At 68.0% G+C, this 15,289-nt stretch carries 16 protein-coding genes; 9 read left to right on the top strand and 7 right to left on the bottom strand.

Translation table 11 applies throughout. From position 1 onward, the window contains the following. The 4 genes from AX744_RS07025 to groL form a co-directional block, all read left to right on the top strand. A partial coding sequence (locus AX744_RS07025; protein WP_157543535.1) for a DUF2332 family protein occupies positions 1-382 on the top strand: 382 nt, incomplete at its 5' end. A gap of 9 nt (positions 383-391) precedes the next feature. After that, the gene (locus AX744_RS07020) at positions 392-649 is read left to right on the top strand and encodes a DUF3263 domain-containing protein (RefSeq protein WP_058631002.1); all 258 of its coding nucleotides are present in this window, start codon (positions 392-394) and stop codon (positions 647-649) included. 81 nt (positions 650-730) lie between these two features. Beyond that, a complete protein-coding gene (locus tag AX744_RS07015) occupies positions 731-1,297 on the top strand; it encodes a LytR C-terminal domain-containing protein (RefSeq protein ID WP_307723494.1) in 567 nt (188 codons plus the stop codon). Positions 1,298-1,421: 124 nt separating this feature from the next. Next, on the top strand, positions 1,422-3,041 hold the full coding sequence (gene groL / locus AX744_RS07010) for a chaperonin GroEL (RefSeq protein WP_058631003.1): 1,620 nt from the start codon (positions 1,422-1,424) through the stop codon (positions 3,039-3,041). A 63-nt stretch (positions 3,042-3,104) separates the two neighbouring features. On the opposite strand, the gene AX744_RS07005 is transcribed toward groL, so the two are convergent. The 3 genes from AX744_RS07005 to AX744_RS06995 all read right to left on the bottom strand — a co-directional run bounded on the left by AX744_RS07005 (position 3,105) and on the right by AX744_RS06995 (position 5,963). Then, positions 3,105-3,392: a WXG100 family type VII secretion target gene (locus AX744_RS07005; protein WP_058631004.1), complete on the bottom strand. Its 288-nt coding sequence runs from the start codon at positions 3,390-3,392 to the stop codon at positions 3,105-3,107. 122 nt (positions 3,393-3,514) lie between these two features. Then, complete coding sequence (locus AX744_RS07000) at positions 3,515-5,209, bottom strand: sensor histidine kinase (protein WP_082738432.1); 1,695 nt, start codon at positions 5,207-5,209, stop codon at positions 3,515-3,517. 61 nt (positions 5,210-5,270) lie between these two features. Further along, positions 5,271-5,963: a response regulator transcription factor gene (locus AX744_RS06995; RefSeq protein ID WP_017828926.1), complete on the bottom strand. Its 693-nt coding sequence runs from the start codon at positions 5,961-5,963 to the stop codon at positions 5,271-5,273. Positions 5,964-6,126: 163 nt separating this feature from the next. Between AX744_RS06995 and AX744_RS06990 the strand changes: the two genes are divergently transcribed. Next, positions 6,127-7,191 carry a CPBP family intramembrane glutamic endopeptidase gene (locus tag AX744_RS06990; RefSeq protein WP_061015979.1) on the top strand — a complete coding sequence of 355 codons (1,065 nt, stop codon included), beginning with the start codon at positions 6,127-6,129 and terminating at the stop codon, positions 7,189-7,191. Positions 7,192-7,201: 10 nt separating this feature from the next. Here AX744_RS06990 and AX744_RS06985 read toward each other — a convergent pair whose 3' ends face one another. Genes AX744_RS06985 through AX744_RS06975 form a run of 3 tightly spaced genes read right to left on the bottom strand, consistent with a single transcriptional unit; the run spans position 7,202 to position 10,875 of the window. Next, the gene (locus tag AX744_RS06985) at positions 7,202-8,842 is read right to left on the bottom strand and encodes a DNA repair helicase XPB (RefSeq protein WP_046746549.1); all 1,641 of its coding nucleotides are present in this window, start codon (positions 8,840-8,842) and stop codon (positions 7,202-7,204) included. 37 nt (positions 8,843-8,879) lie between these two features. Next, positions 8,880-10,589 (bottom strand): helicase-associated domain-containing protein, encoded by a 1,710-nt coding sequence (locus AX744_RS06980; protein ID WP_061015977.1) that lies wholly within the window; start codon positions 10,587-10,589, stop codon positions 8,880-8,882. Positions 10,590-10,599: 10 nt separating this feature from the next. Beyond that, positions 10,600-10,875 carry a hypothetical protein gene (locus tag AX744_RS06975; protein ID WP_046746551.1) on the bottom strand — a complete coding sequence of 92 codons (276 nt, stop codon included), beginning with the start codon at positions 10,873-10,875 and terminating at the stop codon, positions 10,600-10,602. 118 nt (positions 10,876-10,993) lie between these two features. Between AX744_RS06975 and AX744_RS06970 the strand changes: the two genes are divergently transcribed. Both AX744_RS06970 and AX744_RS06965 read left to right on the top strand, forming a co-directional pair. Continuing rightward, positions 10,994-11,374, top strand: coding sequence for a cold-shock protein (locus AX744_RS06970; protein WP_045263389.1), 381 nt, complete (start codon positions 10,994-10,996; stop codon positions 11,372-11,374). Beyond that, positions 11,358-11,963: a DUF3027 domain-containing protein gene (locus AX744_RS06965; RefSeq protein ID WP_061015975.1), complete on the top strand. Its 606-nt coding sequence runs from the start codon at positions 11,358-11,360 to the stop codon at positions 11,961-11,963. Before AX744_RS06970 ends, AX744_RS06965 begins: the two co-directional genes overlap by 17 nt. A 10-nt stretch (positions 11,964-11,973) precedes the next feature. Here AX744_RS06965 and serC read toward each other — a convergent pair whose 3' ends face one another. Then, positions 11,974-13,086 (bottom strand): phosphoserine transaminase, encoded by a 1,113-nt coding sequence (gene serC, locus AX744_RS06960; protein WP_046746553.1) that lies wholly within the window; start codon positions 13,084-13,086, stop codon positions 11,974-11,976. Between the two features lie 101 nt (positions 13,087-13,187). Here serC and AX744_RS06955 point away from each other — a divergent pair, with 101 nt between their 5' ends. Both AX744_RS06955 and AX744_RS06950 read left to right on the top strand, forming a co-directional pair. After that, positions 13,188-13,889 carry a metal-dependent transcriptional regulator gene (locus AX744_RS06955; protein ID WP_045263392.1) on the top strand — a complete coding sequence of 234 codons (702 nt, stop codon included), beginning with the start codon at positions 13,188-13,190 and terminating at the stop codon, positions 13,887-13,889. A gap of 361 nt (positions 13,890-14,250) precedes the next feature. Continuing rightward, complete coding sequence (locus AX744_RS06950; protein WP_046746555.1) at positions 14,251-15,006, top strand: M23 family metallopeptidase; 756 nt, start codon at positions 14,251-14,253, stop codon at positions 15,004-15,006. Positions 15,007-15,289 lie beyond the last annotated feature (283 nt).

The following is a 15,289-nucleotide window of genomic DNA, read 5'->3' as shown; positions in this document are numbered from 1 at the left end:
GGGGCGGGAGGAGCGCATCGATGCCGCGCTCGAAATCGCGGCATTGGATCCGCCTCTGATCGTCGCCGGCGATGCCCTCGAGGAGATCGATGCGCTCGCCGCGGCGGCGCCGAGCGGGGCGACCCTGGTCGTCACCACGCCGGGTGTGCTGGTCCATATCCCGAGGGCCCGGAGGGAGGCGCTGGTCGCGCGCATCTCCGCTCTGGACGCCCGGTGGGTCACGATCGATCCGCCCGGTGCCCTCGATGTCTGGGAGCCGCCGGTCGAGGGCGACGACTGGCCGGGATTCGTGGTGGCGCTCGACGGACGGGTGCGCGCGGCCGCAGATCCGCTCGGGGGCTGGTGGGAGTGGCGAACGGCTTCGCTGTCTGATGCGTCCTAACCTGGACTCATGCTCGGAGATCTCACGGAGCGCGACCGCGCGATCCTCGCCCTGGAGGTCGCTTGGCCACGCCATGGATCGGCCAAGGAAGAGGTCATCCGAGCTCAGCTCGGGATGAGCGCCGCCCGGTACTACCAGCTCCTCGGACGCCTGATCGAGTCGGAGGCCGCCCTGGAGTACGACCCCATGCTGGTGCGGAGATTGCGCCGGATCAGGGATTCACGCGCCAGGCAGAGGTCGGCTCGGATACCGGGCTTCGTCGGCTGAAGCGACTCGAGGAAGGCTCTCGGAACGAGCAGTGCCGCGCCGGAGAACGGATTGCCAGGAAGGTGCCGCTAGCATCGAGGGGTGTCCAAGCCCTCCCGCGATCGCTTCGATGACGTTCCCCGTTCCACCGGACGGGTGGGAGCGCATCGCGCCGAAGCTCCGGGGATGAACGGCTGGGTCGTGCTGCTGTGGTCCTTCGTCGCCGCTCTGGTGCTCATCATCGCCGGCATCTTCGGATCGCTCGTGGTCATGGGACGCATCTCCCTCTTCCCCGAGGCCGCTCCCAGCGCCGTTCCCACCCCGGTGGAGACGGGCGTGGTGGACACCTCCATCTCCGTGATGATCCTCAACGGCACGCCGGAGGAAGGGCTCGACACCCAGATGCGCGACCTGCTCATCAACAACGGATGGGCGTCGGAGAACGTCTTCGCCGGTGACAGCTCCAGCCAGGACTTCGCCACCACGACCGTGTTCTACGTCAACGACGAGGACGAACTCGCGGCGATCGGACTGGCGAACGTGCTCGGTGGAGCGGCCGTGCAGCAGAGCGACTACTACTCGGGTCAGACCGAGGAGGGCAACAAGCAGTTCACAGTGGTCATCGGCCTCGATCGATCGAGCTCGGCCGGCGAGACGCCCACCCCCTGACCTCGGCCGGTGCCGTACCTCCGGCGGCTTGCACTCGAAGGTGTCGAGTGCCAGAATGGCGTTAGCACTCTCTCACTCTGAGTGCTAAACCCAACGTCTACGTCCAGGAGGGACGAAAAAACTCATGGCAAAGATCATTGCTTTCGATGAGGAGGCCCGCCGCGGCCTCGAGCGCGGCCTGAACATCCTCGCCGACGCGGTCAAGGTCACCCTCGGCCCGCGCGGCCGCAACGTCGTTCTCGAGAAGAAGTGGGGCGCCCCCACCATCACGAACGACGGCGTCTCCATCGCCAAGGAGATCGAGCTGGACGACCCGTACGAGAAGATCGGTGCGGAGCTCGTCAAGGAGGTCGCCAAGAAGACCGACGACGTCGCGGGTGACGGCACCACGACCGCCACGGTCCTCGCTCAGGCGCTGGTCCGCGAGGGTCTGCGCAACGTCGCAGCCGGCGCCGACCCCATCTCGCTCAAGCGCGGCATCGAGAAGGCCGTCGCTGCGATCACCGAGGAGCTGCTCGCCAGCGCCAAGGAGATCGACTCGAAGGAGCAGATCGCCGCCACGGCTTCGATCTCCGCCGCTGACCCCGCCATCGGCGAACTGATCGCCGAGGCGATCGACAAGGTCGGCAAGGAGGGCGTCGTCACCGTCGAGGAGTCGCAGACGTTCGGTACCGAGCTCGAGCTCACCGAGGGCATGCGCTTCGACAAGGGCTACCTGAACCCCTACTTCGTCACGGACCCGGAGCGCCAGGAAGCGGTCTTCGAGGACCCGTACATCCTCATCGCGAACCAGAAGGTCTCCAACATCAAGGACCTGCTGCCGATCGTCGACAAGGTGATCCAGGACGGCAAGGAGCTCGTCATCATCGCCGAGGACGTCGAGGGCGAGGCTCTCGCGACGCTCGTGCTGAACAAGCTCAAGGGCATCTTCAAGTCGGTCGCCGTCAAGGCTCCGGGCTTCGGCGACCGCCGCAAGGCGCAGCTGCAGGACATCGCGATCCTCACGGGCGGCCAGGTCATCACCGAAGAGGTGGGCCTCAAGCTCGAGAACGCCACGCTCGACCTGCTGGGTCGTGCGCGCAAGGTCATCGTCACCAAGGACGAGACCACGATCGTCGAAGGTGCGGGCGAGGCCGACCAGATCGAGGGTCGTGTCACGCAGATCCGTCGCGAGATCGAGAACACCGACAGCGACTACGACCGTGAGAAGCTCCAGGAGCGCCTGGCGAAGCTCGCCGGTGGCGTGGCGGTCATCAAGGCCGGTGCCGCGACCGAGGTCGAGCTCAAGGAGCGCAAGCACCGCATCGAGGACGCCGTCCGCAACGCGAAGGCAGCCGTCGAGGAGGGCATCGTCCCCGGTGGTGGCGTCGCGCTCATCCAGTCGGGCACCAAGGCCCTCGACGCTCTCTCGCTCTCGGGCGACGAGGCGACGGGCGCGAACATCGTCCGCGTCGCGATCGAGGCTCCGCTGAAGCAGATCGCCATGAACGCCGGGCTCGAGCCGGGCGTCGTCGCGAACAAGGTGTCCGAGCTCCCCGCGGGCCAGGGCCTCAACGCAGCCACGGGCGAGTATGTCGACATGTTCGCCGCCGGCATCATCGACCCGGCCAAGGTGACCCGCTCCGCGCTGCAGAACGCAGCGTCGATCGCGGCTCTGTTCCTCACCACCGAGGCCGTCGTCGCCGACAAGCCGGAGAAGACTCCTGCTCCGATGGGCGACCCGTCGGGTGGCATGGACTTCTGATCCTGCACTCATGACAGAACGCCCCCGGCTTCGGCCGGGGGCGTTCTGCGTTCACGGCGCGTGTCAGCGGAAGAGGCTGGCGGAGTACTGATCGGCGTCCGCGTACTGGGTGGCGACGGAGCCGAGCGAGGTGCCGATCGATTCGAGGACCTGTTCCACGTGGATCTGTGCGCCCTGCCACTGCTCAGCGCAGTTCTGAAAGGCGTTGGACGCGGTGCCCGACCAGGTCGACTGCAGCTGCCGGAGCTGAGACATCAGGGTCGCAGACTCGCTCTGGAGGCGCTCGATGGTGGCGCGTGTCGCACCGTGAGCGGCGTGGACGGCTTCGGTGTCGACGGTGAAGACAGACATGGGAACTCCTTCTCGTAGGGGTTCCGAGGCTAGACGGGGCTCGGCCAGATGAAGACGCACCAGGGGGCCGGGAACCGCGTCCTGTGCGCAACCCGGGGAACGCGACCCTCCGTGCAGTGACGTCAGGGGAGGTCGACGCGATCGAGTGGCTGCGTGTCTTCCAGGAGGTGCGCAGGCGTTGCCCGTGCCGGCGCGAGCGGAAGCGTCACGGTGAACGTCGCGCCGCCGCCCGGGGTCTCCGACACGTCGACACCACCGTGAAGCGCCTTCAGGATGGACGCGACGATCGCGAGTCCGAGGCCGGAGCCGCCGGTCTCCCGCGCGCGTGAGGTGTCGGCCCGCCAGAAGCGCTCGAAGATCTGCTCCCGGATCTGCGGCGGGATGCCTTCGCCGTGGTCGACGATCGCGATGCTCGCTGTGCCCGCGGCACGGTCGGAGTCGACGACGATCTCGATGGGGCCGTCCTCAGGGGAGAACCGACGCGCGTTGCCCAACAGGTTCGTCACCACCTGGCGCACCTTGTTCTCTTCGCCGAGCACGATCGGGGGAGTGCGCACAGGGAGGTCCGGAACCTCGGTGAAGTCGATCACCGGAGCCTTCTCCTGCTGACGGGACCGGCGGCGAAGCCGGGAGAGCGTGGCGCGGGAAAGCCCGCGGGGGGTCGGCTGCTCGAGAGGTTGAAGGGGCGGGATCTCATGCAGGGGGATCACGGTCTTGCTGTCGGCCGTCCGGTCGATCACCGTGACGGTCCTACCGGGGGCAGCGGCACGGAGGTCGAGCGCTGCATCCCGCGCGATCGGGCGGAGATCGAGCGGCACGATCTCGGGCTCGCGCTCCTCATCCAGCCGCGCGAGCGCAAGCAGGTCCTCCACCAGGACGCCCATCCTGATGGCCTCCTTCTCGATGCGCTCCATGGCCCGAGCGGTGTCCTCCTCGCCCTTGATGGCACCCATCCGGTAGAGCTCCGCGTAGCCCCGCACGCTCACCAGCGGGGTGCGCAGCTCGTGGCTCGCATCCCCGATGAATCGCCGCATGTGCTGTACGGTGCGGTCCCGTTGCGCGAGTGAGGCGTCGACACGGTCGAGCATCGTGTTGATGGCGGTGTTGAGGCGACCGACCTCCGTCGTCGGTTCGAGGTCGGTCAGCCGCTGACGGAAGTCGCCGGCGGCGATCGACATGGCCGTGGCCTCGACCTGACCCAGACGGCGGAACGTGAGCGTGACGAGCCCGCGGGTGAGGAGCGCGGCGATCAGGATGGTGATCAGGGCGATCGTGATGTAGATGCCGAAGTACTGACTGATGATGCGATCGGCGGGCGCGAGGGGGAGGGCCACCAGCTGGATGCGCAGGACCCCGCCCTCCGAAGGGACGACGGCGACCGCGGCGTGGAACAGCTCCCCGTCGGCTCCGGTCATCTCGAGCGGGATCTGATCCGTGTTGGCCGTCGCCTTGGCGAGCGAATACTTGGACGGGAAGAGGGGAGCCTGGCCCGAGGTGCCGCGAGCGGTCGCACGCAGTTCGCCCGTCGCATCGTAGATCGCGAAGGAGAAGTCGCGCGGCTGCTCGTCGCGCGGGCTGTACGTGGTGACGCCGTCGACCGTCACCGAGTCGAAGTAGCGCTCGACCAGATCGCTCGACACCAGAGCGGGCAGCTGCGCGTCGATGTTCGCGACCAGGGCGTTGCGCAGGATCGGCACGGTGCCGATGCCGGCGATGAGCAGTCCGAGCGCGAGCACCGCGACGGTGACGCCGGTGACCTTCGCGCGAAGACTGATGCGCCGCCACCAGCTGGTGACCGCATCGTGCTTGTGCGCCATGCGGTCCTCCTCGGTGCGGCGACACCACCGTGAGACGGTGGCGGTGATGGTGCGGTGGTCGTCAGACCGTCTTGCCGACCTTCAGCATGTATCCGAAGCCGCGCTTGGTCTGGATGAGCGACTCCTCGGTGTGCGGATCGATCTTGCGGCGCAGGTACGAGATGTAGCTCTCCACGATGCCGGCGTCGCCGTTGAAGTCGTACTCCCACACGTGGTCGAGGATCTGCGCCTTCGACAGCACGCGGTTCGGGTTGAGCATCAGGTAGCGGAGCAGCTTGAACTCGGTCGGGCTCAACTCGATCGGTTCCTTGCCGACGTGGACGTCGTGCGTGTCCTGGTCCATGGACAGCTCGCCGGCGCGGATGATCGACTCCTCGTCGGCCTGCATCGTGCGGCGGAGGATAGCCTGTGCCCTGGCCACGATCTCGTCGAGGCTGAAGGGCTTCGTGACATAGTCGTCCCCGCCCGCGTTGAGACCCTCGATCTTGTCGTCGGTGCCGTCCTTGGCGGTCAGGAACAGGATCGGCGCGGTGAACCCGGCACCACGGAGACGCTTCGTCACGCTGAAGCCGTTCATGTCGGGCAGCATGACGTCCAGGATGATCAGGTCCGGCTCCTCTTCGAGGACGGCCGAGATCGTCGCGGCGCCGTTGGCGACCGTCTTCACCTGGAATCCGGCGAAGCTGAGACCCGTGGAGAGCAGGTCACGGATGTTGGGTTCGTCGTCGACGACCAGGATGCGCGGAGCAGTCATGTCCCCATTATGGTGACTCCGGCCATGTGGATGCTGACTATTGTGCGGAACGGCGTCGACTCGCGCGTTCGCGCCGGCCTTCGTGAGCCGTGTATCGGCATCGGGGAACGGGATCGTCCCGCGGTCGGATGCGTCGCATAGCCGGACCCGGGAGGATCGAGGTATGAGCTCTCACGAGGACGACGTCGCCGCCCCCGAAACTCCCGCCGCACGGGCCGATCGCCCCGACGGGGAGGAACTCGCATACCATCGGCTGGCACACCTGCGGCCACGGTATCGCTGGTGGCGCATGCTGCTCACGGGGCTCGTCGGCATCGCTCTCTATGTCGTGATCCTGCTGATCGTGATCGTGCCTCTCGCGATCATGTCGATGTTCATCCCCGGGTGGCGCGTCGAATCAGAGGTGCTCCTCAGCACCACGCAGTTCTTCGATCTCGATCGGCCCTGGCTGCTCGTCGCGCTGGTTCTTCCCCTGATCCTGATGATCCCGGCGCTGCTGCTGGCGTCACGCCTCATCGAAGGGCGCGGGGTGGGACTGCTGTCCTCCGTGACCGGGCGCCTTCGCATGGCATGGCTCGGGAAGAGCCTGCTGCTGGCCCTGGCGGTGTTCCTCGTCTATTTCGCCGTCGTGTTGGGCTGGTCGGCGCTGAGCGGCGACGCGGTGACCGCCGACTTCTCCCACCTCCGGCTGTGGACGATGGTGCTGCTGGTCCTGCTGCTGATCCCGTTGCAGGCTGCCGCCGAAGAGTATGTCTTCCGCGGGTACCTGATGCAGTTGGTCGGTGGCTGGCTACGCCATCCTGCCTTCGCCATCCTCCTGCCCGTGCCGATCTTCGTCCTCGGTCATGGGTACGACGTGTGGGGTGCGGCCAGCGTCGGGATGTTCGCGATCGTCGCCGCATGGCTGACCTGGCGAACGGGGGGCCTCGAGGCGGCGATCTCGCTGCACATCGTGAATAACGTGCTCATCTTCCTGCTCGGCTCCGTCACGCTCGTCGATGCCAACGCGACCTCGGGAACGGCTGTCGATCTGTTCGCCTCGGCACTCGCGATGGTGATCTACGCCGTGCTCGCCGACCGATGGGCTGCGCGACTCGGGATCGCGCGGACAGCGTGGCGCACGACTCCGGTGCGCGCGTCAGAGACCCATCAGCCGTCAGGGACCCATCAGCCGTCGGGGACCCACCAGCTGGGTGCGGTGCTCCACGGACGCGTCGCACGCGGGTGACAGGGGAGCGTCAGGCGGCGATCGCGTCGGAGTCCATGATCGTGTAGCTGTACCCCTGCTCGGCGAGGAAGCGCTGACGGTTCTGGGCGTAGTCCTGGTCGATCGTGTCGCGGGCCACGAGGGTGTAGAAACTCGCGGTGTGCCCCGACTGCTTCGGACGCAGCAGACGGCCCAGACGCTGGGCCTCCTCCTGGCGCGATCCGAACGATCCGGACACCTGGATGGCGACCGAGGCCTCTGGCAGGTCGATCGAGAAGTTCGCGACCTTGGAGACCACGAGCAGCGAGATGTCACCCTCCCGGAACGCGCGGTACAGCTCTTCGCGCTCATCGACCGGGGTCGCACCCGTGATCTGCGGGGCGTTCAACGCCTCGGACAGCGATTCGAGCTGGTCGAGGTACTGCCCGATCACGAGGATGCGCTCACCCTCGTGCTTGGCGATGAGCTCGCGCACGGCTGCGACCTTCGCCGGCGCGGAGGCCGCCAGGCGATAGCGCTCGTCGTCGGTCGCGGCGGCGTACTCCAGACGGTCGCTCGGCGGCAGGTCGACCCGCACCTCGTAGCAGGCGGCGGGCGAGATGAAGCCCTGCGCCTCGATCTGCTTCCAGGGGGCGTCGAAGCGCTTCGGCCCGATCAGGCTGAACACATCGCCTTCGCGACCGTCTTCACGCACCAGGGTGGCGGTGAGGCCGATGCGACGACGCGCCTGCAGGTCGGCGGTGAGCTTGAACACGGGGGCGGGAAGGAGGTGGACCTCGTCGTACACGATGAGGCCCCAGTCGAGGGCGTCGAGCAGTGCGAGGTGCGCGTACTCGCCCTTCCGCTTCGCCGTGAGGATCTGATAGGTGGCGATCGTGACGGGCTTGACCTCCTTGGCCTGCCCGGAGTACTCGCCGATCTCCTCGGGGGTGAGGCTGGTGCGCTTGAGCAGCTCGTCGCGCCACTGCCGTGCCGAGACGGTGTTCGTCACGAGGATGAGGGTCGTCGTCTTGGTCGCTGCCATCGCTCCGGCACCGACGATCGTCTTGCCGGCGCCGCAGGGGAGCACGACCACGCCCGAGCCGTCCTTCGAGAACGCGTCGACGGCATCCTGTTGGTAGGGGCGGATGTGCCAGCCGTCCTCGGCGAGGTCGATCTCGTGGGGAGTTCCCGGGGTGTAGCCCGCCAGGTCTTCCGCCGGCCAGCCGATCTTCAGAAGCTCCTGCTTGATCTGGCCGCGTGCCCATGCGTCGATGACGAAGGTCTCGGGGGTCGGGTGCCCGATGAGAAGGGGCTGGATGCGCTTGTTGTTCGCGACCTGTGCCAGCACGGCGGGATCGGAGGAGCGCAGGATCAGGGTGCCCTCGTCGTCGCGCTCGATCACCAGCCGGCCGTAGCGGTTCACCGTCTCCCGCAGGTCGACCGCGACGGACGGCGGGACCGGGAAGCGGGACCAGCGATCGAGCGTCTCGAGCATGTCCTCTGCGGTGTGCCCTGCGGCGCGGGCGTTCCACAGACCGAGCCGCGTGATGCGGTAGGTGTGGATGTGCTCGGGAGCGCGCTCCAGCTCGGCGAAGATCGCCAGTTCGTGGCGGGCGCTCTCGGCATCGGCGTGGGCGACTTCGAGCAGCACTGTGCGATCGCTCTGGACGATCAAGGGGCCATCAGACATAGCTGACCAGTTTAGCGGTCGCCCGATGCGCAGGGCCTCATGGGGCGACGATCGTCGCTGTGAGGATGCTCGAAACCGGCAGCGTGCGTTCGACGTCCGCTGCGCGGTCTCGTCCACGGAGTCTGCCTCCACCGAGGCCCGTCGCCTCCAGGAGCAGGTCCGTGGTCGACCCGTCCGGCATCCCGACGGTGACCTTGAGGACGGACTTCGCCCGCACCGCAGCTTCGAGTTCGCGATCGAGCCATGCCGCATCGGCGTCAGGCCCCTGGTGTGAGCGCAGGCGCGCGATCAGAGGAGCCAGTCCGGAGGAGTCGTCGGTCGACGCCGGAGCCGGCGGTGCTGGGTGTCGTTCTCTGACCAGGAGAGCGCCGTCGGAGCCGACGAGCGTCGCCGGGTATCGCGCATCGGTGAGCGCCCAGTACACGGTGTCGCGACCGACGCGGGTCGTCAACGAGTCGACGTGCGCAGTGAGACCGAGCGGGCGCAGCGTCTGATCGACGGTCATCGCCTGGAGGAGATGGCTGTCGGCGCTCTCGATGCGCGTGCGGCCTGTCTCGTCGTCGGTCGAGACGCGGACCAGGCCGTGTCGCTGGGCGGTCTGGGTGAGGAGGTAGCTGAGGGGCTGCGGGATGCCCGTGAGCGAGACGGAGGAGAGGAAATCGAGGATCGACTGCTCCGTCTCGCCGACGACGAAGGCGTGCGCCACGGATTCGGCGGTGAAGCGGTAGGACGATGCCTGCGCGGCGGACTCGCGGACGGCGATGGTGCGCAAGCGCACGTCGAGCGCGGGCTCCAGCGGGCCGGGTGCGATCGCCGTCAGATCGTTCTGCAGGAAGATGCGATCGACCTCGGCGGGCAGCAGGGCCACGAGTGCGCCGGCATCCGCGGGACCTCCGCTTCGCAGGCTCACCGCCCACTCCGGTTCGGTCCCATCCTCCGCGATCAGTCCGAGAAGCGCTGCCGCCTCCTGCATACCCCGAGAACGATCGGGCCACGCGGGGTCCCACGGATGGGCGAGAGGCCACAGCTGAGGGGGGATCCAGCCACCGGTCTGGGAACGGACGCCGCGGGGGAGAGCGTCGCGGAACGCCGTCGCGAGGACGATCCAACGATCCGCCGCGGACGAGCGCAGCCAGCTCTCTGCGGAGAGGCTCGACCGCAGCCGCCGGTCGGTCGACACGGCGAGGCCCGCCTGGAGGGCGATCGCCGCGAGAGCGTCGACGATCTCCGCGGGCACTCCGGCCTCGGCGAGCTGGCGCTTCTCGCCGGCGCTCACACCGCCGCCGGTCAGGAGGGCGAAGGGACTCTCCCGCGCGATCAGCAGCACGTCGGCGAGCACGGCGACCGTCGTGAAGGCGCGCTCGGCGGCATGGGCTGCCGCGGATGCAGATGCAGGAGCGACGGTGGGGGCCGGGGTCGTCGGAGGGGCTGAGCGGCCTGCGAGGGCGGCCGTGACCGGCGGATACGGCGACCCATCGGGCCGCAGCAGCGCGAGTGCTGTCAGCGCCTCTCGTTCGGGCCCGGCGTCCCCTCCGGAAGCCGCCGTGAGGAGCGCGGTCGCCTCGGTCGCGGTCAGCGACGGGAGGACGCGGGAGATCGAAGCGGGGTCCAGGAGCGCTTCCGCGGCATCGAAGAAGTCCTGCCACGGGGCGTCAGAGCGCACCCCACGCGCGGCGAGGAGTCTGCAGAGCTCATCGTCGCTCGCCGCAGCCAGCCAATCCGCCAGCGGTCGCGCGTGAGTGCTCATGGCCGATGCCTCATGAACGCGAAGACGCGCGGCCCTTCCGGATGAAGCTCATCGTGAGGAGCGCGATGATCATGAGGAAAGCGACGGGCAGGCCCCAGTAGGGGATCGCCGCGACGATCGGCCAGAGGCCCTCGCCGAACGCGGTCTGATCCATCCCGAGCGCGGTCCCGATGATGATCGCGAAGAAACAGACCACCGATGCTGCCGCGATTCCGAGCGCGGTGAACGCCAGGATGCGATCCAGCCGCCGGATGGGAACCTCCGGTTCGGAATTCTTCGTGCTCATCCGCACCAGCCTACTCGCACCGCGGCCTTCGGCTTCGCGCGCGTCGTGACCGGTAGGCTGGGGGCACGCGCATGAGCGCGCCCACTGTTCTGCACGACGATCCCAGCGAGGTTCTCCCATGCCCACCGGCAAGGTCAGGTTCTACGACGAAGACAAGGGTTTCGGCTTCATCGCCAGCGATGACGGCCAGGATGTCTTCCTGCACGCCTCCGCGATGCCGGCCGGCACCGCGGTGAAGGCCGGTGCGCGCGTGGAGTTCGGCGTGGCCGACGGCAAGCGCGGGCTGCAGGCACTGTCGGTGCGCGTGCTCGAGGCGCCTCCGAGCCTCTCCAAGGCCAAGCGCAAGCCGGCCGACGACATGGCGATCATCGTCGAGGACCTCGTGAAGCTCCTCGACGGCATCGGCGGAGACCTCCGCCGCGGTCGCTACCCCTCCTCCGGTCAGGGCCGCAAGATCGCGGCCGTCCTGCGTAAGGTCGCTGATGACCTCGAAGCCTGACGCCGACGCGCGTCTCTTGGACGCCCACGATCTCGCGCTCGCCGCGCTGGCCGAGATCACCCCGGCGTCCACCGTCGGCCCCGCCGCCGGATACCTCGCGGAGGAGGACGGGTCGGTCTCGTTGCGCTTCGAGAACCGGCTCGCCGGCTACCCGGGGTGGTACTGGACGGTGACCGTCGCCCGCGTCGAGGATGAGGAGCCGACGGTGCTTGAGGTCGAGCTCCTTCCCGGCGATGGCGCCCTGCTGGCTCCGGAGTGGGTTCCGTGGGCCGAGCGCCTGGCCGAGTACCGCGCGCACCAGGTCGAGCTCGCTGAAGCGGCCGCGGCTGCCGGCGACGACGTGGTGACGGACGACGGCGGACTCGAGGACGACGAAGACGGCGGGCTCGACGACGACGACCTCGACGACGATGATGACGACGTCGAGGTGGACATCCTCCACGCCGGCGACGTGGACGGTGTGGACATCGACGAACTCGACGAGGGCGCTGTCGACGACGAGTCCGTCGCGTCGGAAGAGGATGAGTCCGAGGACGACGACGCCGACGCCCTCGATGAGGACGCCGGCGAGGTCGACGAGGAGGAGTGACCCCGGGCGCTCAGCCGCCCAGGTTCTCCAGCACGTATTCGATCGACCGGGTCAGCTGACGCACGTCGTCCGGTTCGATCGAGACGAAGGTCGCCACCCGCAGCTGGTTGCGCCCGAGCTTGCGGTACGGCTCCGTGTCGACGATGCCGTTCGCCCGTAGTGCCTTCGCGATCGCTGCCGCGTCGATGCTGTCGTCGAAGTCGATCGTCGCGACCACAGGGGAGCGGTGCGCCGCGTCCGCCACGAACGGCGTGGCGATGGACGAGGCTTCGGCCCAGTCGTAGAGGACGGCGGACGACTCGGACGTGCGCGCCGCCGCCCATGTGAGGCCACCGTTGTCGAGGATCCAGCGAAGCTGGCTGTCGAGCAGGTGCAGGGTGGTGAGCGCCGGGGTGTTCAGCGTCTGGTTCAGCCGCGAGTTGTCGACCGCGTTCTTCAGGCTGAGGAACTCGGGGATGTAACGACCCGAGGCGGCGATGCGCTCGATGCGCTCCACGGCAGCGGGCGAGACGGCGGCGAACCACAGACCGCCGTCGGAGCCCAGGTTCTTCTGCGGCGCGAAGTAGTAGACGTCGGCCTGAGCGGCGTCGAAGTCGATACCGCCGGCGGCGCTCGTCGCGTCGATGACGGTCAGCGCGCCTTCAGCGGCGATGCGTCGGATCGGGGCCGCGACGCCGGTCGAGGTCTCGTTGTGCGGCCAGGCGTAGACGTCGACACCCTCCACGGCCTCTGCAACGGTCAGCGAACCGGGCTCGGCCTTGCGCACATCGGGGGCCTCGAGCCAGGGAGCGCCGGCGGCGGCGGCGAACTTCCCGCCGAACTCGCCGAAGACGAGGTTCTGGCTGCGCTTCTCGATCAGTCCGAAGGCCGCCGCGTCCCAGAAAGCGGTCGAGCCGCCGTTGCCCAGGACGATCTCGTATCCCTCCGGCAGGCGGAACAGAGCCGCGAGCTGCTCGCGGACGCTGCCCACGAGGTTCTTCACGGGTGCCTGACGGTGGGATGTGCCCAGGATCGAGGCTCCCGACGAGAGCAGCGCCTCGAGCTGCGCAGGGCGCACCTTGGAGGGACCGCAGCCGAAGCGGCCGTCGACGGGCAGGAGGTCACGGGGAATCTCGATCGCCATGCGTCGATTCTAGGGGGCGCTCGGCGTGCCGCAGGACTGCTCGCGAGTCCGATGTCGCCGCGGGAATGTAGGCTTGCCTAAGAACCTCGGAGGGCCCGCACATGACCGATCTGATCGACACCACGGAGATGTATCTCCGCACCATCCTCGAACTCGAGGAGGAGAACATCGTTCCGCTGCGCGCGCGCATCTCCGAGCGTCTCGGCCACTCCGGCCCGACGGTCTCGCAGACGGTCGGGCGCATGGAGCGAGACGGTCTCGTGATCGTCTCGGAAGACCGCACACTCGAGCTCACCGACGCCGGTCGGCGCAAGGCGGTCGACGTGATGCGCAAGCACCGTCTCGCCGAGCGCCTGCTCTCCGACGTGATCGGACTCGACTGGGCCTTCGTGCACGAAGAGGCGTGCCGCTGGGAGCACGTCATGAGCGAGCAGGTCGAGCGTCGCCTCGTCGAGCTGCTCGGACATCCGACGGAGTCGCCGTACGGCAACCCCATCCCCGGACTCGATCAGCTCGGGGATCTGCCGGCGCGCACCTTCGACGAAGGCGTCATCGGACTCGTCCAGCGCCTGAACGCCGCCGGCGAGCCCGTCGAAGGCACGGTGCGTCGTCTCGCCGAGCCGGCTCAGGTCGACCCTGAGCTGCTCGAGCAGCTGCGCGATGCCGGAGTCGTTCCCGGAGCGCACGGTGACTTCCGCTTCAGCGAGGGCTACGTCCTCATCCAGATGGACGGCAAGGACGATGGACTCGAGCTTCCCGTCGAGCTGGCCTCGCACATCTTCCTGGTCGGCGAACCGGCCTGATCCCGCGAGAATTCGCGGGTGCGATCGGCGTGGAAGGAGAGCGGCGTCGCCCTCTCCGAGAATTGCCAGTTTCCCAGGGTGACATGATCGTTATCTTCCGGTAACCTCGGTCAGGTCGCCAGCGAAGAAGCCCGCTGGAGATGAACCCGCTGAAGATCGCCTTCCAGGCTCGTCGTCTTCACGGCAAGAACGCACAAAGTACCCGAGCTACATTCGTGCCACGAGAGCAGAGTGCCGACGAGCCAGCGCTGACCCGAACAGCGTGAGGGCCCAGGAGGACCAAGTTTTGGCCGCAGACATCGAATCGCCCGCGAAGAAGACATCTGAAGAAGCAGTACCCGCCCGCCGCACCGGCGCGCGAATGAGTGCTCGAAAGGCCGTCAAGCCTCTTCGATCCATCGCCATCTTCGGGGCGGTCGGTGCGCTGGTCGCCGGCATCGCTCTGCCCGCGTTCGCCTCGTCGAAGCCGAGCGAAGCAGCGCCCACGACTCTCCAGCAGCTCGCCGCCGTCGATGCGCAGTCGCTCGTCGTCGCCTCGCAGGCGACTGCTGCTCCGCTCGCGCGCGGCACGTTCAGCGCGACCACGCCCGAGGAGATCGAGAAGAAGAAGGCAGAAGAGGCTGCTGCCGCCCGTGCAGCCGCTGCTGCCGCGACCGCCTCCGCGGCCGGCACCTCCTCCTCGCGCTTCAACACCGCGGGCTACGCGCTCACGTCGCCCGGCTCGGGCGAGGTGCGCTATCCGCTCCCCATGGGCTCCTGGAACGTCAGCCGCACGGTCGGCGGTGGCCACAACGGTGCAGACATGCTCGCTCCGGCCGGCACGCCAATCTACGCCGCTGCGGCCGGAGTGGTCCGCGCATCGGCCGAGAGCATCGGCGGCTACGGTGTGGCGGTCATGCTCGACAGCGTGGTCGGTGGACAGCGTCTGCAGACCACCTATGGTCACATGCTCTACGGCTCGCGTCAGGTTCAGGTCGGGCAGTCGGTGTCGGCAGGACAGCTGATCGGCTACGTCGGCAGCACCGGTCGCTCCACCGCGAACCACCTCCACTTCGAGGTCTGGATCAACGGCGGGCTCGTCGAGCCCATGTCGTGGCTGTCGGTCAACGCCGGCTGATTTCCAGACACGCTCCGCTCCATTCACCTCCCGTTTCGCCCTGCACCCAGGGAGATGGGTTAGCCTGATCCCGTTGTCGTACAGGTGGGAGAGGCTGATGGAGCGAATACCGAGCATCCGAACCATGGATGCCCTCGGTCGTCACGTCCTTCTGCATAGCCCGCAGGGATGCCACGGCGCTGCCGTGCGCGAAAGGCGCTGTCTCTAGACGGCGCCTTTTTTCGTCCTCGCGATCGATCTGCCTCCTGCGCGACCTCGTGTGAGTCGAGAGTGCCGGGAAGCC

The organism is Microbacterium sp. CCH5-D1 (assembly GCF_001557335.1).
Classification (GTDB): Bacteria; Actinomycetota; Actinomycetes; order Actinomycetales; family Microbacteriaceae; genus Microbacterium; species Microbacterium oxydans.
Note: the sequence above shows the minus strand (reverse complement) of the source record. Positions and strands in the feature narration are given on the sequence as shown.

What these genes read in the sequence shown, in the direction of transcription:
- AX744_RS07020 (WP_058631002.1), top strand. Translation starts at nt 392, where the DNA reads ATGCTCGGAGATCTCACGGAGCGCGACCGCGCGATCCTCGCCCTGGAG.
- groL (WP_058631003.1), top strand. Translation starts at nt 1,422, where the DNA reads ATGGCAAAGATCATTGCTTTCGATGAGGAGGCCCGCCGCGGCCTCGAG.
- AX744_RS07005 (WP_058631004.1), bottom strand. Translation starts at nt 3,392, where the DNA reads ATGTCTGTCTTCACCGTCGACACCGAAGCCGTCCACGCCGCTCACGGT.
- AX744_RS07000 (WP_082738432.1), bottom strand. Translation starts at nt 5,209, where the DNA reads ATGGCGCACAAGCACGATGCGGTCACCAGCTGGTGGCGGCGCATCAGT.
- AX744_RS06995 (WP_017828926.1), bottom strand. Translation starts at nt 5,963, where the DNA reads ATGACTGCTCCGCGCATCCTGGTCGTCGACGACGAACCCAACATCCGT.
- AX744_RS06990 (WP_061015979.1), top strand. Translation starts at nt 6,127, where the DNA reads ATGAGCTCTCACGAGGACGACGTCGCCGCCCCCGAAACTCCCGCCGCA.
- AX744_RS06985 (WP_046746549.1), bottom strand. Translation starts at nt 8,842, where the DNA reads ATGTCTGATGGCCCCTTGATCGTCCAGAGCGATCGCACAGTGCTGCTC.
- AX744_RS06980 (WP_061015977.1), bottom strand. Translation starts at nt 10,589, where the DNA reads ATGAGCACTCACGCGCGACCGCTGGCGGATTGGCTGGCTGCGGCGAGC.
- AX744_RS06975 (WP_046746551.1), bottom strand. Translation starts at nt 10,875, where the DNA reads ATGAGCACGAAGAATTCCGAACCGGAGGTTCCCATCCGGCGGCTGGAT.
- AX744_RS06970 (WP_045263389.1), top strand. Translation starts at nt 10,994, where the DNA reads ATGCCCACCGGCAAGGTCAGGTTCTACGACGAAGACAAGGGTTTCGGC.
- AX744_RS06965 (WP_061015975.1), top strand. Translation starts at nt 11,358, where the DNA reads ATGACCTCGAAGCCTGACGCCGACGCGCGTCTCTTGGACGCCCACGAT.
- serC (WP_046746553.1), bottom strand. Translation starts at nt 13,086, where the DNA reads ATGGCGATCGAGATTCCCCGTGACCTCCTGCCCGTCGACGGCCGCTTC.
- AX744_RS06955 (WP_045263392.1), top strand. Translation starts at nt 13,188, where the DNA reads ATGACCGATCTGATCGACACCACGGAGATGTATCTCCGCACCATCCTC.
- AX744_RS06950 (WP_046746555.1), top strand. Translation starts at nt 14,251, where the DNA reads ATGAGTGCTCGAAAGGCCGTCAAGCCTCTTCGATCCATCGCCATCTTC.